The organism is Streptomyces sp. LN549 (genome assembly GCF_043203805.1).
In the GTDB taxonomy this organism is placed as follows: domain Bacteria; phylum Actinomycetota; class Actinomycetes; order Streptomycetales; family Streptomycetaceae; genus Streptomyces.
Window position 1 is genome coordinate 3,167,466 of sequence record NZ_JAZHRI010000002.1, and the last position, 26,647, is coordinate 3,194,112.

Annotated in this window: 24 protein-coding genes, 1 pseudogene and 1 riboswitch; of the genes and pseudogenes, 14 read left to right on the forward strand and 11 right to left on the reverse strand. The window is 67.7% G+C overall.

Features of this window, described 5'->3' with window-relative positions; genetic code table 11:
• Positions 1-36: 36 nt before the first annotated feature.
• Both SH922_RS14160 and SH922_RS14165 read right to left on the reverse strand, forming a co-directional pair.
• Positions 37-375 carry a DUF6412 domain-containing protein gene (locus SH922_RS14160; protein ID WP_393058319.1) on the reverse strand — a complete coding sequence of 113 codons (339 nt, stop codon included), beginning with the start codon at positions 373-375 and terminating at the stop codon, positions 37-39.
• A 62-nt stretch (positions 376-437) separates the two neighbouring features.
• Entirely contained in the window at positions 438-968 is a 531-nt protein-coding gene (locus tag SH922_RS14165; RefSeq protein WP_393058320.1) for a winged helix-turn-helix transcriptional regulator, read from the reverse strand.
• A gap of 165 nt (positions 969-1,133) precedes the next feature.
• Here SH922_RS14165 and SH922_RS14170 point away from each other — a divergent pair, with 165 nt between their 5' ends.
• Positions 1,134-2,534, forward strand: a complete 1,401-nt coding sequence (locus SH922_RS14170; RefSeq protein WP_393058321.1) for an MFS transporter — start codon at positions 1,134-1,136, stop codon at positions 2,532-2,534.
• A 10-nt stretch (positions 2,535-2,544) separates the two neighbouring features.
• Here the strand turns inward: SH922_RS14170 and SH922_RS14175 are convergent.
• The 3 genes and pseudogenes from SH922_RS14175 to SH922_RS14185 all read right to left on the reverse strand — a co-directional run bounded on the left by SH922_RS14175 (position 2,545) and on the right by SH922_RS14185 (position 5,067).
• Positions 2,545-4,051, reverse strand: a pseudogene (locus SH922_RS14175) (sodium:solute symporter).
• Positions 4,048-4,206 carry a DUF3311 domain-containing protein gene (locus tag SH922_RS14180; protein ID WP_356321379.1) on the reverse strand — a complete coding sequence of 53 codons (159 nt, stop codon included), beginning with the start codon at positions 4,204-4,206 and terminating at the stop codon, positions 4,048-4,050. Before SH922_RS14180 ends, SH922_RS14175 begins: the two are co-directional and overlap by 4 nt.
• A gap of 63 nt (positions 4,207-4,269) precedes the next feature.
• The gene (locus SH922_RS14185) at positions 4,270-5,067 is read right to left on the reverse strand and encodes a class E sortase (protein ID WP_393063561.1); all 798 of its coding nucleotides are present in this window, start codon (positions 5,065-5,067) and stop codon (positions 4,270-4,272) included.
• Between the two features lie 99 nt (positions 5,068-5,166).
• Between SH922_RS14185 and SH922_RS14190 the strand changes: the two genes are divergently transcribed.
• Together SH922_RS14190 and SH922_RS14195 are read left to right on the forward strand one after the other, a co-directional pair.
• Positions 5,167-6,168 (forward strand): SEC-C metal-binding domain-containing protein, encoded by a 1,002-nt coding sequence (locus SH922_RS14190; protein WP_393058322.1) that lies wholly within the window; start codon positions 5,167-5,169, stop codon positions 6,166-6,168.
• Positions 6,169-6,419: 251 nt separating this feature from the next.
• Positions 6,420-7,076 (forward strand): hypothetical protein, encoded by a 657-nt coding sequence (locus SH922_RS14195; RefSeq protein WP_393063562.1) that lies wholly within the window; start codon positions 6,420-6,422, stop codon positions 7,074-7,076.
• Between the two features lie 106 nt (positions 7,077-7,182).
• On the opposite strand, the gene SH922_RS14200 is transcribed toward SH922_RS14195, so the two are convergent.
• On the reverse strand, positions 7,183-7,722 hold the full coding sequence (locus SH922_RS14200; RefSeq protein WP_393058323.1) for a hypothetical protein: 540 nt from the start codon (positions 7,720-7,722) through the stop codon (positions 7,183-7,185).
• A gap of 200 nt (positions 7,723-7,922) precedes the next feature.
• Between SH922_RS14200 and SH922_RS14205 the strand changes: the two genes are divergently transcribed.
• From SH922_RS14205 to SH922_RS14215, 3 genes are all read left to right on the forward strand, one after another.
• Positions 7,923-8,432: a GNAT family N-acetyltransferase gene (locus tag SH922_RS14205; RefSeq protein WP_393058324.1), complete on the forward strand. Its 510-nt coding sequence runs from the start codon at positions 7,923-7,925 to the stop codon at positions 8,430-8,432.
• An 88-nt stretch (positions 8,433-8,520) separates the two neighbouring features.
• A complete protein-coding gene (locus tag SH922_RS14210; RefSeq protein ID WP_393058325.1) occupies positions 8,521-9,396 on the forward strand; it encodes a fructosamine kinase family protein in 876 nt (291 codons plus the stop codon).
• Between the two features lie 89 nt (positions 9,397-9,485).
• Complete coding sequence (locus tag SH922_RS14215) at positions 9,486-12,632, forward strand: DUF3427 domain-containing protein (RefSeq protein ID WP_393058326.1); 3,147 nt, start codon at positions 9,486-9,488, stop codon at positions 12,630-12,632.
• Positions 12,633-12,640: 8 nt separating this feature from the next.
• On the opposite strand, the gene SH922_RS14220 is transcribed toward SH922_RS14215, so the two are convergent.
• The 3 genes from SH922_RS14220 to SH922_RS14230 form a co-directional block, all read right to left on the reverse strand.
• Positions 12,641-13,564 carry a YDG/SRA domain-containing protein gene (locus tag SH922_RS14220; RefSeq protein ID WP_393058327.1) on the reverse strand — a complete coding sequence of 308 codons (924 nt, stop codon included), beginning with the start codon at positions 13,562-13,564 and terminating at the stop codon, positions 12,641-12,643.
• Positions 13,565-13,721: 157 nt separating this feature from the next.
• Positions 13,722-15,299, reverse strand: coding sequence for a serine/threonine-protein kinase (locus tag SH922_RS14225; RefSeq protein ID WP_393058328.1), 1,578 nt, complete (start codon positions 15,297-15,299; stop codon positions 13,722-13,724).
• A 207-nt stretch (positions 15,300-15,506) separates the two neighbouring features.
• On the reverse strand, positions 15,507-16,238 hold the full coding sequence (locus SH922_RS14230; protein WP_393058329.1) for a DUF5919 domain-containing protein: 732 nt from the start codon (positions 16,236-16,238) through the stop codon (positions 15,507-15,509).
• Positions 16,239-18,263: 2,025 nt separating this feature from the next.
• Between SH922_RS14230 and SH922_RS14235 the strand changes: the two genes are divergently transcribed.
• The 4 genes from SH922_RS14235 (at position 18,264) to SH922_RS14250 (ending at position 20,626) form a co-directional block, all read left to right on the forward strand.
• Complete coding sequence (locus SH922_RS14235) at positions 18,264-18,701, forward strand: hypothetical protein (protein ID WP_393058330.1); 438 nt, start codon at positions 18,264-18,266, stop codon at positions 18,699-18,701.
• Between the two features lie 104 nt (positions 18,702-18,805).
• Positions 18,806-19,075: a hypothetical protein gene (locus SH922_RS14240; RefSeq protein WP_393063563.1), complete on the forward strand. Its 270-nt coding sequence runs from the start codon at positions 18,806-18,808 to the stop codon at positions 19,073-19,075.
• Entirely contained in the window at positions 19,068-19,691 is a 624-nt protein-coding gene (locus SH922_RS14245) for a DUF6879 family protein (protein ID WP_393058331.1), read from the forward strand. Before SH922_RS14240 ends, SH922_RS14245 begins: the two co-directional genes overlap by 8 nt.
• A gap of 230 nt (positions 19,692-19,921) precedes the next feature.
• Entirely contained in the window at positions 19,922-20,626 is a 705-nt protein-coding gene (locus SH922_RS14250; RefSeq protein ID WP_393058332.1) for a methionyl-tRNA formyltransferase, read from the forward strand.
• 22 nt (positions 20,627-20,648) lie between these two features.
• Here the strand turns inward: SH922_RS14250 and SH922_RS14255 are convergent, their stop codons facing one another.
• Positions 20,649-22,805, reverse strand: a complete 2,157-nt coding sequence (locus SH922_RS14255; protein WP_393058333.1) for a tetratricopeptide repeat protein — start codon at positions 22,803-22,805, stop codon at positions 20,649-20,651.
• A complete protein-coding gene (locus SH922_RS14260) occupies positions 22,802-23,212 on the reverse strand; it encodes a hypothetical protein (RefSeq protein ID WP_393058334.1) in 411 nt (136 codons plus the stop codon). Before SH922_RS14260 ends, SH922_RS14255 begins: the two co-directional genes overlap by 4 nt.
• Before the next feature lie 264 nt (positions 23,213-23,476).
• Here SH922_RS14260 and SH922_RS14265 point away from each other — a divergent pair, with 264 nt between their 5' ends.
• The 4 genes from SH922_RS14265 to SH922_RS14280 all read left to right on the forward strand — a co-directional run bounded on the left by SH922_RS14265 (position 23,477) and on the right by SH922_RS14280 (position 26,561).
• Entirely contained in the window at positions 23,477-23,713 is a 237-nt protein-coding gene (locus tag SH922_RS14265; protein ID WP_393058335.1) for a hypothetical protein, read from the forward strand.
• 557 nt (positions 23,714-24,270) lie between these two features.
• Positions 24,271-24,891 (forward strand): hypothetical protein, encoded by a 621-nt coding sequence (locus tag SH922_RS14270; protein ID WP_393058336.1) that lies wholly within the window; start codon positions 24,271-24,273, stop codon positions 24,889-24,891.
• Positions 24,892-24,937: 46 nt separating this feature from the next.
• Positions 24,938-25,004: riboswitch (guanidine-III (ykkC-III) riboswitch) on the forward strand.
• An 11-nt stretch (positions 25,005-25,015) separates the two neighbouring features.
• Positions 25,016-25,906: an MBL fold metallo-hydrolase gene (locus SH922_RS14275; protein ID WP_393058337.1), complete on the forward strand. Its 891-nt coding sequence runs from the start codon at positions 25,016-25,018 to the stop codon at positions 25,904-25,906.
• Positions 25,907-25,997: 91 nt separating this feature from the next.
• Positions 25,998-26,561 (forward strand): DinB family protein, encoded by a 564-nt coding sequence (locus SH922_RS14280; RefSeq protein WP_393058338.1) that lies wholly within the window; start codon positions 25,998-26,000, stop codon positions 26,559-26,561.
• The last annotated feature ends 86 nt before the right edge of the window (positions 26,562-26,647 follow it).

Sequence of the window (26,647 nt, forward strand, 5' to 3'; positions counted from 1 at the left end):
GCACCTGGGCGGCGGGAAAGAGGGAGGGGGCGAGCCCTACGCGGCCGTCAGGAGGACGTGGCCGGGGGCTCGGGGGCGGCGGCGCCCCTTGGCGTCGGGGTCGCGTTGCGGCAGGAACGCGGTGCGTTTCTCCCGGTCGCGCATGGCGGTACGGACCCGGGTGCGGGGTACCGGGGCGGCGCAGCGCGCGCTGATGACCGAGCAGGCGACGAGCGCGGTGCCGGCGGCCGCGGTGGCGGCGAGCGCGACGGCGGCGGAGAGGCTGCCGCCCTCGGCGAGCAGGACCTCGGTGAGGAAGAAGAGCAGGAGTCCGGCGGGCCGAATGACCCGGGCGAGGGCGCCGCGCATGCGGTTCATGGCGCGTGCGTCGTCCATGCTTCCCTCCCCTTCCGCTCTCCTGCGGCCGCGCGGTGGCGCGGCACTTCAACTGTTAACCGTTATACACGATCGGCTTCCAGGGGCATCAGGAGCCGACGGGGCGTGAGCAGTGCGCGGCCGACCGGATTGTCGGTGTCCGTGTCGAGCCCGTCACCGGGCCTCATCTCGACGTCCTCGGGCGGTACGGGGACGGAGCAGGCCGGACATTCGCCGTACGCGCCCAGTTCCGTACCGCAGTCGACGTGGACGAAGACACGCACCGGGAGGGTGCCGGGGAGATGGTCGCGTCCCCACGCCCCGAGGGTGCGGATGACCGGCCAGAGCGCCTTGCCGCTGTCGGTCAGGACGTACTCCTCGCGCGGCGGCGACTCCTGGTAGCGGCGCTTCTGCAGGATCCCGGCCTCGATGAGGGACTGGAGCCGGGTGGCCAGGACGGCACGCGGGATGCCGAGGTGCACGAGGAAGTCGTTGTACCGGCGTACGCCGTAGAAGGCGTCGCGCACCACCAGGAGGGTCCAGCGCTCGCCGACCACTTCGAGTGCGCGGGCGAGGGAGCACTGCTGGTTCGCGTAGTCCTTGCCGAGAGCCATGGGGTCACTTTACTCCTCCAAGGTTCGATGAATGAACCGACCGTGCTAGCGTCGGCATCGTCGACACGAGTTCATTCAACGAACTCACTGCGAGAGGTGCCGCGATCCCCCGCGGACCGGTCGCGCGACGACCGTGCGAACCCCTGCGAGCCCCGGAGCGATGCCATGGCCCAGCCCGTACGTCCCCACCCCGCGCCGGCGACCGTCCCCCCGCCACCGCCCGCTCGCCCGCGCCCCGGGCCGACTCTCGCGATCACCGCCGCCGCCACCGCCGTGGCGCTGATGAACTACACCTCGCCGATGACGACGGTCCCCGGCATCTCGGACGCCCTGGCCACCCCGCCCTCCGGCCAGGCCTGGCTGCTCAACGGCACCCCGCTCGGTCTCGCTGCCGTCCTGCTGGTCGCGGGCAGCCTCGCCGACGACTACGGCCGCCGCAGACTCTTCCTGATCGGCACGCTCGCCCTCGGCCTCACCACCGGACTCGGAGCGCTCGCGACCGACACCCTCACGTTCACGCTGGCCCGGGTCGCCCAGGGGGCGGCGAGCGCCGCGATCCTGGCCACCAGCCTGGGGCTGCTCGTCGGGGCGTTCCCGGCCGGTGCGGCAAGGATCAGGGCGACGGGGGTCTGGGGCGCGTTCGTGAGCGCGGGAATCGCGCTCGGCCCGTTGCTGGCGGGGTCGCTCGGCTCCGTCGACTGGCGGCTGACGTACGTCGTACTGGGCCTCGCCGCCCTCCTCACGGCCGCCTTCGCCTTCCGCGCACTCGACGAGTCCCGGGCCCCACGCGGCGGCCGCCCGGACCTGGCGGGCGCTGCGGTGCTGGGGCTCGCGATGACGGCGCTGCTGACCGCGCTGACGCTCGGCCGGGACGGCTGGCTGCGCACCCCCGTCGGACTGCTGCTGCTCGCCTCGCTCGCGCTGGCCCTCGTGTTCCTCGCGGTGGAGCGCCGGGCGGTGGCCCCGCTGATCGACCCGGCGCTGCTGCGCAGCCGCCCGTTCCTGGCCTCCGCGGCCGGCGGACTGTTCACGGGCCTGTCCGTGATCGGCCTGTTCAGCTATCTGCCGACGCTGCTCCAGCGGGCGCTCGGGCTGTCGGCGCTCGGCTCGGCGTGGCTGTTCCTGCTCTGGTCGGGCACGGCGTTCGTCGTGGCGTTGCAGGCGCGCCGGCTGACGGGCCGGGTGGCGGCCCGTCACCAGCTGGCCGCCGGCTTCGCCCTGCACGCGGTGGGGGTGGTCTCCCTGCTGGGCGCGCTGGACGCCGGCGCGCACCCGGGCGCGGCGGTGTGGCTCCGACTGATCCCGGCCCTGGTCGTGTCGGGCGTCGGCAGCGGTCTGCTGAACGCCGCGCTGCCCCGGCTGGCGATCGAATCGGTGCCGCAGGAACGGGCGGCCATGGGCTCGGGCGCGAACAACACCGCTCGCTACATCGGCTCGTCGGCGGGCGTCGCCGTGACCATCGCCATCGCGACGACGGGCTCGGGCGCGGACGGAGCGCTGCTGCTGTCGGTGGTGCTGGCACTGGTCGCGACGGTCAGCGTGCTGCTGCTGCGGGAACGGACCTGACCGCGCGCCCTCATCCCGCCGGGACGAGCTCCTCCTCGTCCTCGATCTCGTCCCTCGCGAGCACCTCGTCGTCCGGCCGCTCGTCACGCTCGCGCGGCCCCCGCGTACGTCACCACCAGCGCGACGGCCAGATTCGCCCCGAGCGCGACGATGCCGGCGTTCACCCCCCACACCGGATCGTTCTCCGTGAACACGAACCCGCACACCACACCCACCCCGACGACCAGCCCGCTCATCGCCCCGAGCAGGGTCAGCCGCCGCCACATCAGCCCCAGCAGCACCATGGGGAGCAGCTGCGCCATGCCCTCGTACGAGATCAGCGAGAGCCGTACGAGGGTGTTCGGCGCGGTGTACGTGAGCAGCAGCGCCGCACTCCCCGCGACCACGACGACCACCTGGGCCGCGCCCTTCTGCCGCCGTTCCCAGCGCGGCACGAGCGAGAGCACGCTGCGTCCCCACATCGTGCCGATGACCAGCATGAAGACGGCCATCGGCACGATGGAGGAGAGCGCGGCGGCGACGCCGATGATCCCGACCGACCAGGCCGGCAGCGAATCCACGACCAGCTTGAAGAGCGCCAGGTTCGACTCGGCCCCGACGAGCCCGGGGACGACGAAGAGCGCCGCCATGCCGAGCAGCATCGGCACGAACAGCAGGACGTTGTAGGCGGGCAGCCACATCGCGTTGCGCCGCAGCACGTCGGCGTTCTTGGCGCCGAGGTAGCCGGCGACGGTCGTCGGGAAGATCACCACGGTCAGCGAATTGAGGAAGGAGGTCGTGATGAACCAGGCCTGTCCGAGGCCGCTGTCCCCGTGCCCGGGAAAGGTCAGCCACTCGCTCTTCTCGGTGACGAGCCGGTCGAGGAAGGGCCCGTAGCCGTCGAAGTAGTGCAGCGGTACGTAGACGGCGAGGAAGCCGAGCGTGGCGATCACCATCACGTCCTTCAGCACGGACACCCACGCGCTTCCGCGCAGCCCGCTCACCACGACGAAGCCGGTGGTGACGGCGAAGGCGATGAAGTAGGCCCAGTTCAGGCTGATGGCGCCGTAGGAGATGGTCGAGACGACGACGCCCATGCCGGTGATCTGGAGCTGGATGTACGGGAGCAGGAAGACGGTCGCGAGGACGGCGACGAGCGCCCCGAGCCAGGGCCGGCCGAAGCGGTGCGCCACCATGTCGGTGACCCCGACGAGTCCGTGCTTGCGCGCGTACGCCCAGAGCATGGGCCCGACGACATAGCCGACGGCGTATCCGCAGGACATGTACGCGACCACGTACAGAACGGGCGCCCCGTAGTTGTAGCCCCAGCCGGCGGCGCCGAGGTAGCTGAAGCTGGTGTAACCCTCACCGGCCATCAGCACCCAGATGAAGACGGTCCCGAGACTGCGCCCGCCCACCGACCATTCGGCGAGCCCACCGCCCTCTCCCCCGCGCCGGCCGCGCACGGCGAGCAGTCCGAGGGCCACGGTGGCGACCATGAAGACCCCGAAGACCGAGGTCGCGACGGTGGCGTTCACCGGCGGTCACCCCGCCGGGTCAGCCATACGGCGACGGGGGTCAGCAGGGTCGCCCCGAGCAGCCAGAAGAAGAGGAACGGCAGTCCGAGAACGACGGGATCAACCCGGTTCACGAACGGCAGCGCCCCCAGATAGAGCACGTAGGGAACCAGCAACCACAACAACTGCGGACGTCGTCTCAGCACGTCGGAGAACCTTACGACCTCACCCGCACGACCTCACCCCGATGGTCGGCGCTCCCGCACGCCGGTCAGCTTCCCCCACACCACGAGCCGGTACCGGGAGGTGAATTCGGGCGTGCACGTCGTCAGCGTCAGATAGGACCCGGGCGCCCGGTAGCCCACATACGGCTTCACATTGCTGCGCGGCACGGCGGCGACGACACCGCCGTCGCCCGGCTGGGTCCGGGCGAGGGTCTTGTCCACCGTGTACGTGTAGACGGCGTCCCGGGTCTCGACGGTGATCCGGTCGCCGGACCGCAGGCGGTTGATGTAGCGGAAGGGCTCGCCATGGGTGTTGCGGTGCCCGGCGAGCGCGAAGTTCCCGGCGCCTCCGGGCTGCGCGGTGCGCGGGTAGTGGCCGACGTACCCCTTGTCCAGGACACCGCGCTTGCTGATGCCCTGGGCGACGGGCGCGGTCAGCCCGATGCGCGGGATGCGGATGACGGCGTACGCCTGGGACCGTCGGGGAGCGGATGCGGCGGCGGTCCGCTCTTCCCCGCCCCCGCCGTCCTGCTCCCCCACGGCGGGACTGTCGCCGTCCGCCGGCTCCTGCGACGCCTCCGCCACGGGCGGATCCGCCCCCTCCGGCTCCCCCCAGTCCCGCTGAAGGGCCTGCACGGTGTCGGCGGCCTCGGCGCGGGCCTGCCGGTTGGTCCACCACAACTGATGGGCGACGAGCAGCAGCAGGACGACGCCGAAGGTCACCACCAGCTCCGCGCCCGTCCACAGCCCGCGCGCGGCCAGCCGCCTCCCGCGCGCATCGCGCTGCACCACCACCGGTATCCGCTCACGCATCCGCTCACGCACGGCCCGCACGATAGGGCCAGGGCCCGTAACTCTCCAGGGCCGGAACAGGCCTCCGTACAACGCCTCGACGGCAGTACCGTGTGGTTCATGCGCCCCGACACGCCTGCCGACCACACCACCGAAGCCGAGCGCCTGCTGCGCACCGCAGCGCAGTACCCCGAGGACCACGAACCGCTGCTCCTCCAAGCGGCGGCCCATCTGGAACTCGCCGGGGACCGCGCCCGCGCCACCACGCTCTACGACGCCCTGCTCAGCGACCCCGACACCGAACACCCCCACCTGGTGAAGGCGCTCAACGCCGCCAACCTGTGGGAGTACGGCCACGAGGCCGAGGCCCGCGCGATCATCGACGGGATCCGCGCGGCCGGCCCGCTGGAGGCTGCCCCCTGGGAGATCGCGGCCGAGACCCTGGAGGCCCACGACGAGCTGGAGTCGGCCCACGACTTCTTCTCCACGGCCCTCACCCTCCTCATCGCCCCGGGCGAGGAGGTCCCGTACGCCACCCAGTCGCTGCTGACCGGCCGCCACCGGGTACGCCGCCTGATGGGCGTCACGCACGACGCCTGGGACGAGCTGGCCGACGCCCTGCACACGGCGGCCGTCCCGCTGGACGAACTCCACGACCCGAAACGACTGTGGGCGCTGGGCTCCTCGGACCCGGGCGAGCTCCGGGCCGAGATCACCCGCCTCCGCGCCGAACTGGGCACGTACCGCACGGCCCTGTCCCGCCCGTTCCCGGTGGCGGTGCTCCACTGGCCGGAACCCGAACTGCGCGAGCTCCTCACCGCGTACCCGGGCCTCGGCAGCGAGTACGCCTCGCACCCGGACCACCTGGCCCGCCTGGAGGCGGCCCTGCGCGACCTGCATGCGACGGGGACCCCGAACCTCGGCATCGTGACCGGCACGGTCCCGTCGTACGAGGCGTTCGCCGCCTCCGAGGCCGCCTCCCCGTCCGACCCGGACCTGCTCCCCCAGTACGCGACGACCCTGGCAGCCCGCGGCCGCGCGGTCCCGTGGCCGCCGGCGAGGAGCGCGGCGTGCTGGTGCGGCTCGGGGCGGTCGTACCGGGACTGCCACGGGGGCGCGTAACTCCGCGAGAGCTTCCGGACCGGATGGGCGGCCTCACCGCTTCGACCCCGAACTACGGCCTCAGGGCGTCAACCCGGGACGACGATGAGGCCGGCGCATCAGCGATACGCGACGTCTTCCACCCGCTCGCCGAAGGGCTCGGCATCGGTCTTCCGTACGACGACCTGTTCACCGATCCGGGCCTGTGCGGCCGACTGCTGCCGCTGCCGCTGCCCGACGGGGCGCCGGCTCCTTCGCGATACGGTGCTGTCATGTCTCAATCAGCCGAAACGGAATCAGTTCTGTCCCCCGTCACCGCGGACGACGTCGACCTTGCCGTGCGGCTCGCCGTGGGCATCCTTCGGGACGCACCCGCGGAGGGGTGGGGCGGTAAGGCCGGTTCGCTGGAGTGGGACTGCTGGGAGACCGCCGAGCACCTCGCCAACGACCTGCTCTACTACGCCGTACAGCTGGGGCCGCAGAGCCCGCCGCTGGACACCCATGTGCCTTTCGCGTTGAACCGGAAGAGGCCGGACGGCCCCCCGGTCTTCGTCTTCGCGGAACGTGATGCGGGTCCGGCCGGCCTGCTGCAGGTGCTGGAGGCGTGCGGCGCGCTGCTGGTCGCCATGGTGCGTACGACGCCGCCCCGGGTCCGCGCCCACCACGCCGCCGGCGTGTCGGACCCCGAAGGCTTCGCGGCGTTGGCGTTGCAAGAGACGCTGGTACACATGCACGATCTGGCGGAAGGCTTCGGGCTTGCCTGGGCCCCGCCCTCCGCTCTCTGCTCGCGGGTGCTCGCCCGTCTGTTTCCCGAGGCTCCGGGCGGCGCGGATCCCTGGCCCACCCTGCTGTGGGCCACCGGCCGCGGCGAACTGCCGGGGCACCCTCGTCTCACCAAGTGGCGCTCGGACAGCACACCGCGTTCATAGGAGCGGATCGGCTGCAGCCGCGGCCAGGCCGATGGTCGTGCCCCCACCGCGGCGAGAGCGCGCCGGGCCACCCGTCTCCACCGGCAACCCGGCCGAGAAGCAGTGCCTAGTGCTGAGGCGGGCGGGCGGCGCGCCGGGGCAGGCGGCGGTCGAGTATGCCGCGCAGCCGATCGGTGTCGTCCCTGCCCAGGGCACGCTTCGGCAGATAGTGCGCCACAAGCAGGTAGGGCGCGGGCGTCAGCAGGACGAATCCGGCAGCGGTCTCCACATACCCGCCGAGGCTCCGCCAGCCCCGGCGCGTCGCCATGTGCGCGCCCGTGAAGCACACGGCGTCGTCGGAGTCGCCGACGGTCACGGTCCAAGGGCCCATCGTGGCGCCCATCTTGGCGTGCCGCGCGGCCAGGACACCCGTCCTGACGACGAGACCGATCAGGCAGCCGATGAAGGCACATACCGCTACCAAGGGGGTGTCCGAGATCAGCCAGGCCGACGCTGCGAAGAGCACCGGCACCAGCAGCCCCTGCAGCCGCCCTCTGATCCCCCGCACCCTCCCGCGTGCGTGGAAGGCGTCGGACCAGTCCGGCCGCCCCAACTCGTATCGCAACTCCACGACCGTGCACTCCACCGCACTACGCGCCTCTGTCATGGCCCCACCCCTTCCCCAGCGACGAGCCGCGATCGTAGCGGGCGGGCCGCCCTCGGCCCAGTTCGAGGACAAACAGCCCACGCCGCATCCGGTGGGCCGTAACAGCGGCCGCCCGCAGCCGGTCGAGCCCGGGCGACCGGGTCCCCGCGCCCCCACAAAACCCCGAGCCCTCGGCCCGTCCGCCCGCATACCCTGCCGCCATGCCCGAACTCCAGCGCCTGCGCCCCGAACACGCCCCGGCCCTCCTCGCGTTCGAGCAGGAGAACCGCGCCTTCTTCGCGGCCTCGGTGCCGGACCGCGGCGACGACTACTTCACCCACTTCGCCGACCGCCTCGCGGAACGCCTCGCCGAACAGGCAACAGGCGCCTGCCACTTCCACCTGCTGGTGACGGAGGACGGCGGCGAGATCCTGGGCCGGTTCAACGTGGTGGACGTGGCGGACGGCGCGGCCGAACTGGGCTTTCGCCTGGCCGAGAAGGCCACGGGCCGAGGCCTGGCCACGACGACGATCCGGGAGCTCTTCACACTCTGCACCACGGCCTACGGCCTGACGACGCTGCGCGCGGGGGCCACGCTCACGAACACTGCCTCACGGTCGGTCCTGACGCGGACGGGGTTCGTCCCGACGGGAGAGGAACTGCTACTGGGTGGGAAGCGGGGGGTCGGGTACGTGCGGGAGTTGAGGGCGGGGCCGTCCGAGCACGCCTGACACCGTGCTGTGGAGCTCCTTCCACCCTGGCGGTGCGACAGCGGTTGAGGTGACGAAGACACCGGCCCGTGATGTAGCGTCCACGCCCATGTCCACCCCTTCCCTGCTTCTGGACCGGCTGCACCGAGCGGGGCTGAGGGATGCGGTCTCGGTGATCCCGGCCGAGGGCGGCGTGGCCGCCCTCGCGGGTATCGCAACCCGCCGCGAGGGCCCACCCATATTCGTGAAGGCTTTCCACGAAACGCCTGCTGACGGCCTGTTCGCAGCGGAGGCCGAAGGGCTTCGGGCGTTGCGCGAGCTGGGCGGGGCCGCCACCCCGGACGTGGTGCGCGCGGGCCGGGACGTACTGGTGCTCTCTGTCCTGGAGGCTCGTCCGGCCCGGGAGGACTTCTGGGAGCAACTCGCCCACACCCTCGCACGGCTGCATACCACCACCGTGCACGACCGCTTCGGCTGGTCCCGTGACAACTGGCTGGGGCGCTCCCGGCAGGACAACACCTGGAGCACCGACGGACACACCTTCTTCGCCCGGAGCCGACTTCTCCGCTGGTTGCCGGAACCCCGGGTACGGGCGGCGCTGGACGAACGGGACCGGCGGGCGCTGGAATTGTTGTGCGAGCGGCTGCCCGAATTGTTGCCTTCCCGGCCGGCCTGCCTGACCCATGGAGACCTGTGGGCGCACAACATCCTCGCGACCAGGGACGGACAGCCCGCTCTGATCGACCCTGCGGTCTCCTACATGTGGCCCGAAGTGGATCTGGCCCATCTGTGGAGTTCGCCGCACCCGCCCGAGGCGAAGCCGTTCTTCGCGCGGTACGCGGAGCTGACTGGGCTCGACGACGACTGGCCCACCAGGATGCCGATCATCCAGCTGCGGCAGCACTTGGCCGTCATCGCCCAGTACGACCACGACTGGGGCGCGGCGGAGAAGGTCCGTGCCACGCTCAGGCCGTTCCGTTCGTAGTCAACGAATCCGCCCCCGGCTCGGCCAGGGCTTGTCAGTTCCCCTTGATACAACTGCGTACATAGGTATCGCGATGAGGGGGATCGGCCATGCCCAGCCAGGCTTCATCAAAGGAAGCGGCGCCCGTTGCCGGGCTGTACGAGACGCTGATCACCCGACGGCTCGAAGAGCAAATGAAGCAGCTAGCGAGCGCGGGTTGGCACGCGATCGATGGCGCCGTGGGCGTCGAGTCCATGCCTCACGTTCTGTCCCGCCACATCGCGCATAGCGTGCTTCTAACACTCCAAGGCCTCAAGCCAGCGCAACAGGTAGTGGCCGCGAACCACATCCTGGAATCTCTCAGCACCATTGATGGTGCCACTGAGAGGGCCGATGTGGTCGTGGACGGGCCTCGACAGCTTCTCGCCGTCGCAGAGCAGGAGGCACCGGGCGTCTACGCCATCCGACCTGCCACTCCTCTCTCTGAGACCGCGCTCATCACCAACTCGCCCGAGGACCCGAGCCTGGGCTTTGAGCTTCGGGCGGAGCTGGCCACTGCAGACCGCGTGGACCTTCTCTGCGCGTTCGTGAAGTGGCATGGCCTACGGGTGCTTGAGCAGTCACTGACGTCCGCCCGCGATCGCGGCGTTCCCATCAGGGTTCTCACCACTACATATATCGGAGCCACAGAGCGCCGCGCCCTCGACCGACTGGTTCGCGAGTTCGGCGCCGAAGTGAAGGTGAACTACGAGCTCCGCTCGACTCGCCTGCATGCCAAGGCGTGGCTCTTCCGTCGGGACAGTGGCTTCGACACCGCGTACGTCGGCAGCTCCAACCTCTCGAAAGCCGCACTCCTCGATGGCCTCGAATGGAACGTACGGCTGTCATCGATCGCCACTCCGTCGGTACTGCGCAAGTTCGAGGCGACCTTCGACGCCTACTGGAGCGAGCGCTCCTTCGAGTCGTACGACCCCGAGAACGACGCACAGCGTTTGGATGAGGCGCTCTCCCACGCTGGTGGCCCAGCCGGCCAACAGGGCCGCAACGTCATCACGCTCTCCGGGCTGGAAGTCCGCCCCTACCCTCACCAGCGCGACATGCTGGAACGCCTTGAAGTCGAGCGCACCGTTCACGAGCGGAACCGCAATCTACTCGTCGCCGCCACGGGTACAGGGAAGACGGTGATGGCAGCCCTGGACTACAAGCACTTGCGACAGAAGTTTGGCCGAGATCTCCGCTTGCTCTTCGTTGCCCACCGCAAGGAGATCCTGGAACAGTCCCTCCGCGTGTACCAGAATGTGCTGGTCGATGCGAACTTCGGCGAGCTCCTCTATAGCGGCGAAGTGCCCGAGGACTGGAATCACGTCTTCGCGAGTGTTCAATCACTCAACGAACGCGCCTTGGAACGCCTTGCTCCAGATCACTTTGATGTCATCGTGATTGACGAGTTCCATCACGGCACCTCGACGACCTACCGCAGGATCGTGGAGCACTTCGCCCCACAGGAGCTACTCGGGCTCACGGCCACTCCCGAACGAATGGACGGGCTGGACATCCTGGGTGAGTTTTTCGACGGCCGGATCGCAGCCGAGATGCGGCTCTGGGAGGCGCTTGAGAACGAGCTACTGAGCCCGTTCCACTACTTCGGCGTCACCGACAACACTGACCTGAGCGCCCTGACCTGGAAGCGGGGAGCATACGAAACGAGCGCTCTCAGCAATCTGTTCACAGGTAACGATGCCCGGGCCAGGCTCGTAGTCAAAGCTGTGAAGGACAAGGTCACCGACCCTGGAGTAATGCGAGCGCTGGGATTCTGCGTCTCAGTGGCACACGCCCAGTTCATGGCTGACTTCTTCCGCCGCGCCGGGCTCAACGCCGTGGCACTCTCCGGCGAGACACCCAAGCACGAGCGCAAGGCGGCGCTCGACGAGCTCCGCTCGGGGGCGCTACAAGTCATCTTCTCTGTCGACCTGTTCAACGAAGGACTCGACATCCCCGATGTCGACACCCTCCTTCTCCTGCGGCCGACCTCAAGCGCCACGGTGTTCCTTCAGCAACTGGGACGTGGGCTGCGCCGTACCGAGAACAAGGCAGTTCTCACCGTTCTCGACTTCATCGGTCAGCACCGCAAGGAGTTCCGGTTCGAGGAGCAGTTTCGCGCCCTGACTAACCTGACGCGAAACCGTCTCCTCGCCAACATCGAAGACGACTTCCCTCAGTTGCCGTCTGGCTGCCAGATCATCCTTGAGACGAAGGCCAAGGCTCTGATCCTCGATAACATCCGCGACCAGATCAGCGTCAACGTCACTCAGCTCGCTCGCGAGGTCGCGGCGTACGCGGAGCCCCGACTCGCGGACTACCTCAAGGAGAGCGGTCGAGAGCTCAAGGAACTCTATCGAGGCAACGGAAACTCCTGGACGGGCCTCCTTCGCCGCGCCAAGCTCCTCGATCCGACCGCTCCCGACGGTGAGGCCACGCTCCTGAAGCGCGTATCGGCGTTCCTCCATGTCGATGACCCAGCACGCGTCGCGGCCTACACCAAGCTCCTCGTCGACGACGCCCCCGCGTACGACCAACTGCCCGCCCAAGAGCAGGCGTACGCCCGCATGCTCTTCTTCTCTCTCTGGCCCTTGGGCGGCGATTTCACGAGCTACCAAGAGGGCTTCGACACCCTGCGCACGCAGCACGCGTTCCGGGACGAGGTCCGCCAGGTCTTGGGCCACGTTCTCGACTTGGCCGACCATCTACCCCTCCCTCTGCTCGGCGCGCACGCAGATCTACCCTTGGCAGTTCACGCCTCGTACAGCCGTGAAGAAATCCTCCCTGCACTGGGCCAGTCCACCGTGGACGGCTTCATGCCCGGGCACTTCCGCGAGGGCGTGAAGTGGTGCGAGAACATCCAGACGGATGCCCTTCTCATCACCCTAGAAAAGGATGAGAAGGACTTCTCTCCCGAAACCCGGTACAAGGACTACGCCCTGAACGAGTCCGATTTCCATTGGGAGTCCCAGAACCAAACATCAGAGGCGTCCCCAACAGGCCTCCGCTACCAGACACACCGAGAGAAGAACACTCACGTACTCCTCTTCGTCCGGCGTTACAAGAAGACAGACATTGGAGGACCTCAGCCCTGGATGCTGCTTGGCCCAGCCGATTACGTCACGCACAAGGGGAGCAACCCCATGGCAATTACCTGGAAGCTGCACCACGAGATGACAGCAGACGTCTGGACATACTCAGCAATCGCCGCGGGGTAACCCTTGACCTAGAGACCCTGCGACCGGTCCGCCCACCGACTGCGGTGTTGATGCAAGCACGCAGGGTCTACTTCATGCCCAGGTAGCACCTTCAGGTCACCAATCACCTTCAGGGTGAGGGCATCCACGATCTTGAGATCATCAGTGATGAGTCGCGCCCCGCTATCAAAGAGCACGTGGCAGTTCGGGCAGAGGCACAGAATGTTCCTGCGTACGTCACGACCACCATGCGGTCTGCCGAGTGCGTGTATGTGCGCCCCCTCGCTGTACCGCGCGCCGTTTGCGTCGACCACCAACGGAATGTTGCACATCTGGCAGATGTTGCTGTAGAGATCCTTTATGGCACGCGCCTCAGCAGTGTTTCGCACCCGCCGCTGGGTACTCACATACTTCGCAGCCACCTTCTCTAGCGGTGTAAGTGCGGGCACTTCATTCGCTTCGCCTAATTCCCCCGAATCCCAACGCTCACCTACTGAGGACTTCACCAGGCGAAATTGCCACATAATGTGCCCGCGGTCCGTCAGTACACTCCAGTAGTCTTCGACGAGGTAGAGTCCGCGATACTTGTATCCTTTTGTCGCCTTGCCTCTTTTGATTCCCAAGCCGCGCACGTATCGGATGGGCAATCCCTCCCGATAATTGATCAACATCCCTTCATTGACTCCAGCCAACTCCTGGTCTGCCGTAATGCATCCGCGCTCATCAGGATCCCCGCCCTGGGCCGTGTAGACGATCACATCACCCAGATCCTCATCGCCGGCGTAACCACCGCTGGCCACGATGGAGTCGACTCCCTCGTGCGACGTTCCGGAGATGCCTCGGCCCCTAAACCTGTGCACGTCAGCGGCATAGAGAGCATCGTGCGTACGGAACCAATCTCCCTCGCGCGCGTTCGGAGGCGGGCCAAAGTGGATGGACTTCGAGGGCGACATGCGAACATGCTGCCGATTTCTGGTTTCCGATCAACACTTTGTGTGGATCATGACTCAATCCCGACGAAGAGTGCCCTGAACGCACGCCTTGAAAGCCACGCCGAGCCGACAACAAGCGGCCGGGCGAGGGCCGATTCCGCTTGAACCGTTGAAGCATTCATCCAGGTACGTAGGTGCCGATCACCTGGGCCTGGAGCTTTTTCACTGCTTCACGCTGGGACTCCGGGCCCATGACGAGGATCACGTGGAAGTGGCCCGCGACGAGCACGGCCGTGTTGTGGACGTAGACGTCCTCGCCGTCGGCCGTCGTCCATGTGAAGGCGCCCTCGGCAGCAGAATGCCCGGCGACGCGGGTGGTCCGCAGGCCGGAGGAGGTGGCCCACATCGAGTCACGGAACGGCTCCAACTCAAATTCCTTATCCCGTTGGTAGGTCATAGGATCGTCGCTACTCTGGGCTGCCCCGTCCCGCCCACCCGTGACGATGATCTTGAATCTGCCGTTCGTGTACACGTACTGCGCGTTGGAATTCTTCGGCCTCCGCTCGTAGTCCGCGGGGACCCGCAGTTCGAAGTCGGCCTGGCGGACAGGCACGAACCTGGTCGAAGGAGTCGCCGACGGACTGTGCGAACTCTTCGACGGCTGAGTCTGGTTTGGGGGACGGCTGTCGTACCACGACTCCCGTAGGGCAGAGAATCCGAACGGCAGGGCGACAGCCGCCACGACTACCGCCGAACCGGCGACGAGCGCTCCACGACGAATTCGGAACCCTGCAGGCTTCCGGGACCCTGCCACGGCCTCTTCCTCGGTGCGCCCATTCCGCTTCTTCCTGCCCGTAGTTGACGGCTTGTCCTCATCACGGGAGCCGGATGGCCCGCCCGTCGAACGATCCGCCACAGTGCTGGAGTGGGCCTCTGCAGCCGTGACGGCCGCGCTCAGTTCTGCGATTACCTGCTGAAGACCGGGCCGCTCCTCCGGGAGCTGCGCAAGAAGGCTTGTGATCAGCCCGCGCAGGCCGACAGCGTGCTCCAGGGGTGGCGTTCCCTCCACGACAGCGCCGACTGTCGCCATCACTGAATCGCGTGCGAAGGGTGACCAGCCCTCGACCATCTCGAATAGAACGACACCAAGCGACCATAGATCCGAAGACTCCTCGGCCTTCCGGCCGGCCATCCGCTCCGGGGCCGTATAGGGGGCCGATCCGATGAACCCGCCCGAGCGTGTCAGCGATTCCTCGCCCACGATGTAGGCGATCCCAAAGTCGGTGAGCACCACCCGTCCGCCGGGGTCGAGCAAGATGTTGTCCGGCTTCACATCGCGATGGAGCACATGCTGGGCGTGCGCGGCCGCCAAGGCTTCAGCAACCCTGATCGCGATCCGCGCGGCCTCCTGCTCCGGGACGGCCCCTTCGCGCCTTAGGCGGGAGGCCAGCGACTCGCCGTGGACCCGTTCCATGACGATCCACAGCTGCCCGTCTTGCTCCACCACGTCGTACACAGTGACCACCGACGGATGGTTGATCCGCATTGCGGCAGTGGCTTCCCGCCGAACCCGTTCCCCCTGGCCGCGGTGCGCGGCCAGGGCTTCCTTCACGGCCACCGCCCGCCCGTAGAGGACATCACGTCCCGCCCAGACCGCGCCCATACCTCCCGCACCGAGCTGCTCGTAAAGTTCGTACCGGCCGCCGATCAGTCGGTTGCTAGCTCCGGCTTCCTCCGGCGTGCTTCCCCGCGTCATGGAGGCATAATGCCCGAGGGGAGAGCCCCTCTGCCCAGAGTGATGCGCGCTGAGTCGGTCGAGTGGCCGTGACCCCGCGCGATTCGCCAGGCTGTGTCCGCGAAGTCCCTACTTCCGCTTCTGCAAGAGCCGTCGGACAGCCCGTCACCCGCGAGGCGGCGGCGGGCAGTGAGCCACCAGATTAGGTGCACCGCACGTCAGTTGGCTTCAGGCGGACACGGGAACGCCGCGACCCCATAGCTCCTCAGCGTGTTCAGCAAACCGGTCAAACATCCCGCCGTCACCCTGACGTCGGAGGTGGAGCAACGGCGAATCGTGGCCAACAAGCCGTGCAAGGTGCGGAGTGACCAGCGCCTGCTGATCGAATCGGAATACCGACAGAGACACGTGGTTGACAGCGTCCTCATGGCTACTAAATCGGGCCTCCACGCGACTGGCAGCCCCCAGACGCTCCAAGTGTTCCAGGGTGATCCGGACGCGTGTTGAGACGCTCAGGGCGACGTCCTCAACCATCTCGCGCTGGCGGGTTACCTCACAGTCCGGATCCCCCAGGAGGAACCGGACCCGGCACCCCGTGTCGATCTTCCTGCGAAGGGTCTCGACGAAGGCCGGCTGCTCAAGCCACAGGAAGTAGTTCGTGTATCCGGCCAGGTAAATCTGTTCCGTAGCTCCTTCGATCAAATCACCCCACACGGTCGACGGGCACGCGGACCGATAGGGATAGGACTGAACGAGCTCCCGGTCGTGACCCGACTTCACCCGGTCCTGCACAGCCTTTGGCCAGATCATCTGTTCATCCACCTTCAGTGCCTGACAGGCGTCATTACGGTTCCTTGCGTGGGGCACCAACTCGGCGTCCGCCAGCCATCGTTCTACAGTTTTCGGTGCCACCCCGATGCGAGCAGCAAGCCTGCGAGGCGACAAGCGCGCATCCGACATAGCCGATCGTAGTGCGACGTTCAAGACTTCCCCCTGCGACATTTGGGCTTTCTTGGACCGTAGCGATAGCGCGCCTAACTGTCCCTGTACTGCGCGGAGATACGTCCCATAGGGGGGCCCATTCTTGCCACCATGAAGACCCCGACGTCGGCAATCGCCCAGCCCTTCGAACCTCCCGTCCCACCTGCACCGCCGGCACCGTCCACCAACTGCAGCGTCTGCTTCGACTTCGCCGAGCAACGGCAGGCAGCCCGAAGCGTGGGCGACTACTCGCGCGCTACCGACGCTTCCGTAGAGATCCGCAGGCACCCTCACGCGCCCCGAGGGATCCAGTGAACGATGTCGGCCCTTCACAGCGGCGAGACAGCTACGCGGCCGCCCTGGCGGCAAGTGAGGGATTGAGGGGCGCCCTCGCAAGGCTGGGCATCCCGGAGCGCAGCTACCGCAGCATCCGACCGGCGATGCCCTCCACCGGCAGACCGTACGTCTACCTCGGAATCTTGAACGCCGATGCCGTCGAGGCAATCACTGCGGTGCTGCTGCATGAACTTGCCAACCCGTGCCTCTCCGAGGAGCAGGGCGCTGATGCAACTGCCCGGCCCACTAGGCGATCACGACCGGCTGAAGTGACGCTCCCTCTCCACGCAAACGCCCCTGGACGGACGGAAGCCGGCCACGGCCCGCAACCTTCATCGGCGACCGACGCCGCCACCCCTCCCTGTGTTCCGCAGTGCAGTTGCGCACAGAGGGAAGAACGTCCGGAGCCGGTAGAACAGTAGTCCGCCGCGGACCACCTACACGCCCGGAGTGGCGCGACCACGCCCGGGGCGGACTGCAAGCCAAGCCCTGATGGTGCTCTCTCGCCATGCGGGCGAGCGGCCGAACTGAGCGTCGGGGAGAGGGAAGTCCGCCGGCCTGATGCGAAGTTCGTCGGTCGCGCGCTTGCGGGTGCGCTTGAGATACAGGCGGACGGTGGCTGCCGTGATCCCCGCGACCTCCGCGACACCCCCGGTGTCAAGCAGTCGCTCGGGTGGGCTGTCCATGTCTCTCCTTCGCCTCCGCGTCGTGGGGGCAAAGATACCGAGAGGTCGGCGGACGACAGAAGCGTCGCACCTGTCGCGTCTTCCTGATTCGCCACATGTTTGACCCTCTCATGGGATCATTCTTGTGTCTGAAGCCACCCGTGCACCGACCTTGTGCCCTACCTCCCCTCATGCGCCCGGCACTTCTGCCGCGGCCTGCCCTTCCTCCATTCCCTGGACCGTGATGCGTCGTGTTCTCGGCGCGGCCCCGTGCCGCGTCTCCCAGTCATGCCCCGACCCGAACTGGCAACCAGTCCCCCGCCCGTTGCAGGAGGTGTCCGCAACTACGGCCCGGCATGCGCAGCCCCGGGCGTGGTTGCGAGCTGTGGTGTGGCTGGTCGAGGAGGCCGGACTCCATCCAAGGACCGGGGATGCGACGTTACGCATCGCGCGTGACCTGGCCGCGCGGATGGACTACATCAGGGGAACCGTCCTGTACGACCTCGACGGAACGGCCGCCCGCTGCGCTCTGTCGAGGGCGACGGTCAAGCGTCACGTCTCATATCTGCGGGAGCTGGGAGCGCTGGTCTGGGCGCGGCACGGGTCGCGACGCAATCTGCGACTTCCCGGGCGTCCGTACGCGGGTACGGCAACGGTTTACGCGGCCACCATCCCGTACGTCTACGACCGGGCACACGGCAACCGGATCGGCGGTCAGGGGTTCAGGGCGCGAGTGGTCGGGGTGCCCGTGCCGCCTGTGCACACGTCAGCGGCGGAGGGCCCTGACCGTCGGGTGCGTGAGCCCCAATCTCTTGGTGCCCACCCCCGCGTACCTAAGCCTGAGGCAGCGGAGAAGTGTAAGGACACCCCGCGCAGGCGCGCGAGGTCGCGGACCACCTCCCGCCCCGGCAACTCGACGCCGAGGAGCCCGCTACAGGTCGCCGCCGACATCCGGATCGCCGCTCAAGTCCGGCCACACCTCCCATGGGCCCAGGGTGAGGGCTTGCGCCGACTCGCCTACGCACTTCGGCCGTTGATCGACCAGGGGCTCGACGCCCACGACATCGCTGCCGAGCTGACCTCCTGGTGGGTCGGCTGGCGCCCTGCGCGGCCGGCCGCGTACATCACCGCGCAGCTCCGTGACCGGGTGACTGTCGCTCCGCACGAAGTGCTGTCGGCTGATGCCCACCCCTGCATCGCCGGACCCACCGGCAACCCCGCATGGCAGGCGTGGCTTCGGCAGCGCGCCACGGCAACGGAGTTACGCGAACCGCAGCGCACCGACGACGACCGCCGCCACGCCCGCCTCTACGGCTGGGACGGGTGGGCGGAGATCGCCGACCACTACGCCACCGACCCCGACGACGCCCTGGACCTCTACGGCACCCGCCTGTGCGGCTACGCGGTCAAACGCGCTTCGGATGGTTGGCGGAGGCCGTAAAGCGGACGCGTCGTGCCATCACTTCGGGTGGCCGGAAGTCGCTGCCTGACATTATGCAAGGTGTGATCTCGGTTACCTTCGGGGGGACTGAATGGAGAACCGTGATGATTCGGGGCTGGGAAGCCGATCCTTCTTCGCCGCTGGTGCGCCGCCTGGGTAAATCCCCCACCGAGCTCGGGACCACGGGCGGCGAGCAGGGGTGCCCGGACATCTGGGAACTGGAGAACGGGGACATCGCCGTCGTTGGCCGCGACCTCACCGATTCCTACCTGTCGAGCCTTCCCCTGGGGCTTGTTGTCGCTCCGGATGAACGGATCGTCGTCATCCCCCGCAGGACAGCCGCTGCGGCGAAGGCAGACCTTCCTGATGCTTAGCCCACAGGCCGACGGCCCGGGTCAGCGCCTCGGGCTTGACGACTACTCCGAGGACTTCGGCCGCCATTTCTGGCGTTCCGGCTCCGAGGGGTTCTGGAAGCTCGAACGTCAGCAGAGCTTCCAGGAGCCCGGGGTGGAGAGCTGGGAGGCCTTCCGCAAGGGGCACTGGGACGAGTCCCTGGCACTGATCGAGGGACAGCGGAGTCACTACGAGGAGTACCTCCGGCGAATCGCCGGAAGCGGATTCGCCCTCCACCGTGTCCGCTGTGTCGAGGAGCCCATCTCTCCGTACCTCCAGTGGGAGCTTCACCTGCTGAACCTGAAGGCCCAGTGCGGGGAAGATACGAGAGTCCTCGGCGGAGACGGCATTCTCCGGTACGAAGCGCAGCATCCGCTTCCGGAGATCGTGGTCCTCGGCTCCTCGGTGATGTACGAGGTGCTATACGACGACGACGGGAAGCTCGCCGGCGGTATCCGCTTCGACGATCCGTACGTCATCTCCCGGTGGCGGAAAACGATTCAGGAAATGCACCAGGTCGGTGAGTCGTTGGGCGACTTCTTCAGCCGCCGGGTCGCCCAACTGCCTCCGCCGACCGTGACCGAGGAACAGGACTGAATGCCCCTGCCCGGAACTCGACGGAGAGTCCGGAATGGGTGTGAAGTTTCGGTCGAATGCCAGTCGCACCATAAGGGCCACACATGCGCATCGTCTTGATTTCGTACTCTGCACAGGGATTCGCCCTCCTGCACAGCGTGTGCGAGCGGGCCGGGCACACGCCCGTCGCTTACCTCCATGCGCGATCACTGCGACCGGGCGAACCGACGCGACGCGGTGCGGGAGACGTCGTGGGCGAGATCGTCGATGCGCTGCCGAACGGGATGGACCTACTGATTCCGGGCCGGAAGAGCATGCTGCCCCACATCGTCGCGGGGTACCAGGCCGATCTCATCGTCTGCTACGGATTCCCCTGGAAGTTGCCGTCGGCGGTGCTTCGGTCGACGAATTTGGGCGCCATCAACGTGCATACGTCGATGCTGCCGAAATATCGAGGTCCCATTCCGGTGAATTGGGCGATCCGGAACGGCGACAAGGAAATCGGCGTCAGTATCCACTGGATGGAGAGCACATTCGACTCCGGCGGGATCCTGGTTCAGGAGGCAGGGATCGCGTTGAGCGACGATGTCGCCCCCCAGTTGCTGTGGGAAGAGGTCGACCGATACATCGAGCAGCTTCTGCCCCGCGCGCTGTCGCTGGCCGTGGCTGGTTCGCCTGGTACGCCGCAGGACGAAGGGGCGGCCACTTACGCGGGGTGGATGGAACCCGAGTTCTCGCAGATCGACTGGAGCAATGCCAGGGCAGAGATCCACAACCAGGTGCGCGCCATCAGGTTCGGCAGTTCGGGAAGATCCGGCCCGATTGCCACGGTGGCCGACCGTCGTCTGCGGGTTCTACGGACGTCGTTGCGGCCGGCGGACGGAATCAAGGTGATGTGTGGGGATGGGCCCGTGTGGATCACGGAGTCTGTACCGGTAGCAGACGCCGAGTCCTGAACGGGCCCCGAACCGCCGCGTGTCAGTTCGGGTCCGGTGGCGTCGCCTCCGCCAGGGAACGCCGGTACCGCCTGAGCTTGTCCTGGATCCCCTTCGTCCACGGGTGCTCCGGGCCGAGTACCCGCTCGCGCCATTCCCTGACGACTTCCCCCTGTTCGATGGCTTCCCGGTGCTCGCCGACCGTGTGCAGGACGTTGCTGAGCAGGCTTCGTGTCGCCATTGTGATGGGGTAGTCGGCTCCGAACCGGCGTTCGTGTGCCGCCAGCGCACGGCGGGCCGACAGCAGTGCTTCGGTGTGCTTTCCGGTGTTGAGCAGCGCTCCCGCGCAGTTGAGGTCGGCCGACAGCGTGATTGGGTGGTCGGTGCCCAGCTCACGGCGACAGTCGGCGACCACATCCGGTCCTGCCAGTGCCTCACGGTCCAGGTCCGGCCCTGGAGGCAGTTCGAGCAGACACGCCCTCGCCTCCAGCGTCAGCGGGTGCCATGGGCCCAGCAGTGCCGCTCGCCCGGCAACCGCCCGGTGCATCAACTGCACCGCTTCCGTCAGTCGATCGAGCCAGACCAAGGGGCGGGACAGATGGAGGCAGGTGGTCAGGGTGTCCAGCGACTCGGGGCCGCAGACCCGTTCGAGTTCGTCGAGCAGCTCGCGGTGGGAATTCGCTGCCTCATCGAGGCGCCCCAGACGATCGGTCGCCTTCCCGATCCGCTGCCTCAGACGCAGCACCAAGACATGATCGTTTCCCAGTCGTCGTCGCGTGAGAACCGTCGCCTGTTCGGCCGTGGCCAGCGCAGATGCGTAATCGCCGGAACGATGCTGGGCCGTCGCCAGACGCAGGGCGCAGGTGGCAGCGGACTCGGCGGTGCCGTTCGCGGTCTCGGGCCAGGTGATGACACGACGAAGCAGCGCCAGGACATGCGGGGTGAGGACGGCGAGCAGGCTGTCGCGCAAGCCGCGTTCCGGGGACGCGGGCAGAGAGTGCAGAAGAAGTTCCGCCGCGGCGGCAGCGAGTTGGTCGCGTTCACCGGCCGGAGTGACGCGCGCGACGCTGTCGAGCAGCACTCCGTGCGTACGCAGGCAGCGGATATCGCCGGGAACGAGTTCGGTGAGCGAGTGGTCGAGCAGCCCCCGAAGCGCCAGTTCCACCCGGTCGGCGGGCAGGGGCAGGTCTGGCCGGGCGTTGGCCAGCAGCGACAGGGGCAGCGGGTCGTTCGACCAGCAGGCCAGAAGGCGCAGCAGGGTGACGGCCTCGGGCAGGTTCTGCCCGGCCAGGGCGTTCAGCGAGAGCTGCCACGTTCCGCTGACCAGGTGCCGCGAGTCGTTGCCCGCCTCAATGGCTCCCTGGTCGATCAGTTCGATGGGATCCGGACGCTCCTGCAGGCGACGCCCGTATTCCTCCATCGTCCAGGGTGCGATCACCTGGTGGGCCAGAAACCCGCCGGCCAGAGTCAGGGCGAGCGGCAGGCGGCCGAGGCTGTCGGCAATGGCGGCCGCGTCCTCGGCGGAACCCGTTCCGGGGGCGAGGTCGCGCAGGACCTGAGCCGCCTCCTCACGCGGCAGGACATCCACGTACAGCAGCTCGGCAGCGGGCCACCAGTGGCCGGCGGCCTGCCGTGTGGTCACAAGGACGGTTCCGCGAGGGCTGGTGCGCAGCCATCCGCCGTCCCGTAGCACCGCTGGGTCATCGGCGTTGTCCAGCACCAGCAGCCATGGCACGTCGGACCGGTCGAGATGGTCCCAGACCAAGTCCGCTGCCGCGCGTAAGCCGTTGCGCGCGGCCATCAGCTCACCGTCGCCGGCGCCGCGGTCGGCGGCCACAGCAAGCATCCCGGCCCGCAGGGATGCCTGATCGGAGGCGTTGACCCACAGGCCCAGGCGTCCGCGTTCCCGGGTGGCGTGTTCGAAGAGTGCGCACGCCACGGCCGTCTTTCCGCACCCTCCCAGGCCATGCAGGACGAATACGCTGCTTCCGGCGTCCTCGGTTACCGCCTCCTTCAGGCGTCCGATGAGTTCGCCACGATCCCTCAGGATCGCCGGAGCCCGGCCGATGGGCGGATGACGCACCGAGTCCGGGCCGGCCCAGGCGGCGCCGTGATGGTGGTGCTCGGTGATGTGCTGGTCACCGGAAGCCTGGTAGACGCGCCCCTGGTCAGTGGCCCGGCCGTCGTTGCGGCCGGTCACCGCTGGTCGACATTCAGATCGCGGCCGGCCTGGTAGACGCGTGAACTGCCGGATGCGGTCGCACGTTGGGTGACGGTCGGGATGGAGAGTGTGCCGGGGTCGAGTTCGGTCAGCAGGGAGCGCAGTTCCGCCACCAGCTCGGGGTGGGCGACGAGGAGACGGCGAATACGGCCCTGCCACTCCGCCGCGATCTCCCGCTCGGTCTCCTCGTCACCATCGGTCTGCGCGCCCAGGAGGTCCCGGCGCGACGTGTCGAGCTGGGCGGCGACTTGTTCCTCGTGGTCCGGCCGGACACGTCGCCACAGCGTGATCACGCCGTTCCGAACGCCGTTCCAGGTATCGCTCGCCAGCAGCGTCGCGATCGTCGTCCCGGCGGTGCCCGCCAAAAGGGTGATCTCCGCGTCCATCCGTTGCCCTCCCTCGATCCGGCCCGAGTGACAACTCTATGGAGCCGACGCGGTCTCAGTACACCGGACTTTGAGCGACATTTCGCGCCGTCCTCGGCCCCTTGCCACGGACCGGCCGCTCCCGCGATCCACCGCAACCGAAAGCGTCAAGCAAGCCGTAGCGACGAACCCTCGACCGGGTGAATGACGGCCGTTCCGGATCGGCAACGGGTGCTGCGGCTCTACCGTGCGTCCGCACCCTGAACTTCACACAGAGGAATCGCCATGACGACTGCTTCGGATCCGCAGCCTCCGCAGGCAGCAATGCCACCGATCATCATCAACAACAACGTGGTGACTTCGTCCTCCGCTTCGGCTTCGGCAGTCGCCGGCGGCTTCGTTGTCCGGCGGCGGCGCCAAAGCCTGTGGGCCCACTTCTGGCTGCTGATGCTCACCATGGGCATCGGTAACGTCTTCTACGCGGTTCACGTGAGCCGGTGGAACCGGGACCGGGGTCTGTAGAAGGCCGGAACGTCCTGGCCCTTCCCGTGCGCTTCGGGGAGGGCCTCTTGCTGCTCTCGTACACGCGACGACGGCCGGCTTCGCCGCCTGCGGTCGTGGTGTCCTCGCCTCCCGGCAGGCTCCATGACCGAGGAAGTGGGCTATAGTTGATCTTGAAGGTGCGTCCCGTTTCGGCGGTGAGGTTGCCCGTGCGTTGGTCGTCCAAGGAAAGACGCCCCGCTTCCTGCGGGGAGATGCAGGTGCAAGGCCTGCCCAGCGCTCCATGTGAAAGGCCCCGTTCCTGCCACGGCAGGAACGGGGCCTTTCACGTGGGCTGCCGGTCACTGCTCGGGTGGTGGGGTAAGCCGGTCGCGGTCGGCATCCGCTCCACGAACCACGACGGCAGCCTCCTCCGCCGAGGCTCCCCAACCCGCCCGACCAGACACTGTTGCCCCCCGAAGCGGCTCGCCGCATGGTGGGGAGACGCGGATACGGGAGGGCACGTGGAAGAGTCACAGTGGGACCAGCGGCGGATCTCGACCAGCGGCAGGACCCTGCGATGGCCCAGAGCGTTACTCGTGTTCGCGCTGGCCAATCTGGCCTGGGAGATCGTCAAAGCCAATCTGAATGCAGGCGTCCGTGACGACTGGCCGTGGCGGCTCACAGTGTTGGACGCCTCGACATGCGCAGCCGTAGTGGCTCTCCTGGCCGGCATCGTTGTGACCCGGACTCAGCTTTCCCAGACCATGCAGCCCGTGCTGGGTTGGTCCGGAGTCAAGGGGCGCAGTAGCGAGCTGGCCGAATCGCTGAGGACCGTCTCGCTGGTCAACGCGGGCGGGGGCAGAGCTGTGGTTCGCTCCGTCGCCTACCGGATCCAGGCATCCTCGGCATCTTCGGGCAGTGCCGTCATCCCCTCGGGCTGGATGTCCTGGGGCACAGCCGTCGGGTCACTGGCGTCGCTGGGACTCAGCTGGGACGACGACTACTTTATGTTGCACCTCGGTTCGGGTGCGGCCGTGCCGATGACCAACGTCGGCAGGGAAGGCATGGAACTGCTGGCCCTCGGCCCCAAGGCTCTGGAGAATCTCTCCGTGTTGGACATCAGAATCCAGGTCATAGACGTTCTGGGAGACGTCTATGAAAGGGACTTGCAGTGCATTCGACCGAGTTCCGCGGCCGTCCGAGTAAGGGTGGTCTGATCGCTGAGCGGTTGATCAGCCGGTTCTGCGCGTAGTAGGTTCCGCTCGGTTGCGCGTCAGCGCCTGCCCCGGACGAGATGTGCGCCGTACCCGGCCTGCCAAGACGACGCTCTCAGGAGATGTCATGGACCGAAGTACGCAGCTCGTCGATTTCGGGTCCGATGTCCCCGAGCCTCGTGTGCTGGACGTCGACTGGATCCACGGATCGCCGTCGGCGAAGCACAACAACGATCCCGATATCCAGGTCCACGCATACGACGAGCACACGTTCATCCTGCGCCAGAACATGGCGATCAATTATGAGGCGCCGTTCCTGTTCCTGATCTTCGGGAACGCCCGAGCCGTACTCATCGACACCGGGGCCACCGAGTCCGCCGAGTTCTTTCCGCTCCGCCGGGTCGTCGATGAACTGATCGGGCGTTGGCTGGCCGAGCACCCCCGGGACGACTACTCGCTGCTCGTCCTGCACACCCACGCCCACGGCGACCACATCGCGGGCGACGCCCAGTTCGCCGACCGCCCCCGCACCACGGTGGTCCGGGCGGACCTGGACAGTGCCTGGGAGTACTTCGGATTCGACGACGCCCCCGACCGGGTGGCCCGGGTCGACCTCGGCGGCCGAGTGCTGGAGTGCCTCGCCACGCCCGGCCATCATGAGGCGGCCGTCACGTACTACGACCCGCACACCGGAATTCTGCTCACCGGCGACACGGTGTATCCCGGGCGGCTGTACGTAGCGGACTGGGCTGCCTTCGGCAGAACTGTCGACCGCTTGATCGCGTTCGCCGGTACCCGGCCGGTCACCCACATCCTCGGCTGTCACATCGAGATGACCAGCGAGCCCTGCGTGGACTATCCGGTCCTGACCACCTACCAGCCGGACGAGCCACCGCTGCAGATGACCACCAGCCAACTGCGCGACATCCGCGCAGCGATCGACGAGATCGGCAAGGTCGGCGACCGGCCCGGACGGTATCCCTTCCCCGGATTCGTCATCTGCCACCGTGGCGAGTAGGCGGCCCGTCCCTACGGGCATGCCGCGTACCCGGCCGGCGACGGCGTCCGCGAGGTCGCAGCCAAGTCTCCACTGTTTGTAATGTGCGGAAATGACAAGAAGCGAGCGGCTCGCGGAGCAGTTGGATTGGTACTGGCGCAAGAACCTGCGGCCACGGCTGGACGGCCTTACTGACGAGGAGTACTTCTGGGAGCCGGTGTGCGGCTGCTGGAGCCTCCGCCCACGTGGCACGTCGGCCGCACCGATGTTGGAAGGCTCGGGGGAATGGACGATGGACTCCGCGTCCCCTGCCCCGGTGCCGGCACCGGTGACCACGATTGCCTGGCGGCTGGCGCACATCATCGTCTCGTGCCTGGGCTATCGGGTCGGATGGTACTTCGGCGGCAAGGACGTCGACTCCCAGACATTCGCCTACGCGGGGACCGCTGACGGGGCGCTGGAACAGCTCGATGAGATGTATGGGAGATGGAACGCGGGGGTCCGCGAGCTCTCGGACGCCGACCTGGACAATCCACCCACGGTGGGTCCCGAGCGGTTTCCCATGGAGAACAGGGTCCTGCACGTCAACAGGGAGCTGATCCATCACGGCGCCGAGATCTCCCTGCTGCGCGACCTCTACCGCTGGCAGGACGGAGCCGTACCGCGCCGCATATGACTTTCCGGTAACCGGCGGTCGAGCTTCGGAAACCTGCGTGGACTCCGTGGCGCTCCATGGCGCTCCATGGCGCTCCATGGCGCTCC

Coding starts and splice junctions, on each gene's coding strand:
- SH922_RS14265 (WP_393058335.1), top strand. CDS start 23,477: ATGACGACTGCTTCGGATCCGCAGCCTCCGCAGGCAGCAATGCCACCG.
- SH922_RS14275 (WP_393058337.1), top strand. CDS start 25,016: ATGGACCGAAGTACGCAGCTCGTCGATTTCGGGTCCGATGTCCCCGAG.
- SH922_RS14240 (WP_393063563.1), top strand. CDS start 18,806: ATGATTCGGGGCTGGGAAGCCGATCCTTCTTCGCCGCTGGTGCGCCGC.
- SH922_RS14160 (WP_393058319.1), bottom strand. CDS start 375: ATGGACGACGCACGCGCCATGAACCGCATGCGCGGCGCCCTCGCCCGG.
- SH922_RS14280 (WP_393058338.1), top strand. CDS start 25,998: ATGACAAGAAGCGAGCGGCTCGCGGAGCAGTTGGATTGGTACTGGCGC.
- SH922_RS14260 (WP_393058334.1), bottom strand. CDS start 23,212: ATGGACGCGGAGATCACCCTTTTGGCGGGCACCGCCGGGACGACGATC.
- SH922_RS14170 (WP_393058321.1), top strand. CDS start 1,134: ATGGCCCAGCCCGTACGTCCCCACCCCGCGCCGGCGACCGTCCCCCCG.
- SH922_RS14190 (WP_393058322.1), top strand. CDS start 5,167: ATGCGCCCCGACACGCCTGCCGACCACACCACCGAAGCCGAGCGCCTG.
- SH922_RS14205 (WP_393058324.1), top strand. CDS start 7,923: ATGCCCGAACTCCAGCGCCTGCGCCCCGAACACGCCCCGGCCCTCCTC.
- SH922_RS14215 (WP_393058326.1), top strand. CDS start 9,486: ATGCCCAGCCAGGCTTCATCAAAGGAAGCGGCGCCCGTTGCCGGGCTG.
- SH922_RS14210 (WP_393058325.1), top strand. CDS start 8,521: ATGTCCACCCCTTCCCTGCTTCTGGACCGGCTGCACCGAGCGGGGCTG.
- SH922_RS14200 (WP_393058323.1), bottom strand. CDS start 7,722: ATGACAGAGGCGCGTAGTGCGGTGGAGTGCACGGTCGTGGAGTTGCGA.
- SH922_RS14185 (WP_393063561.1), bottom strand. CDS start 5,067: ATGCGTGAGCGGATACCGGTGGTGGTGCAGCGCGATGCGCGCGGGAGG.
- SH922_RS14165 (WP_393058320.1), bottom strand. CDS start 968: ATGGCTCTCGGCAAGGACTACGCGAACCAGCAGTGCTCCCTCGCCCGC.
- SH922_RS14195 (WP_393063562.1), top strand. CDS start 6,420: ATGTCTCAATCAGCCGAAACGGAATCAGTTCTGTCCCCCGTCACCGCG.
- SH922_RS14225 (WP_393058328.1), bottom strand. CDS start 15,299: ATGACGCGGGGAAGCACGCCGGAGGAAGCCGGAGCTAGCAACCGACTG.
- SH922_RS14230 (WP_393058329.1), bottom strand. CDS start 16,238: ATGTCGGATGCGCGCTTGTCGCCTCGCAGGCTTGCTGCTCGCATCGGG.
- SH922_RS14245 (WP_393058331.1), top strand. CDS start 19,068: ATGCTTAGCCCACAGGCCGACGGCCCGGGTCAGCGCCTCGGGCTTGAC.
- SH922_RS14220 (WP_393058327.1), bottom strand. CDS start 13,564: ATGTCGCCCTCGAAGTCCATCCACTTTGGCCCGCCTCCGAACGCGCGC.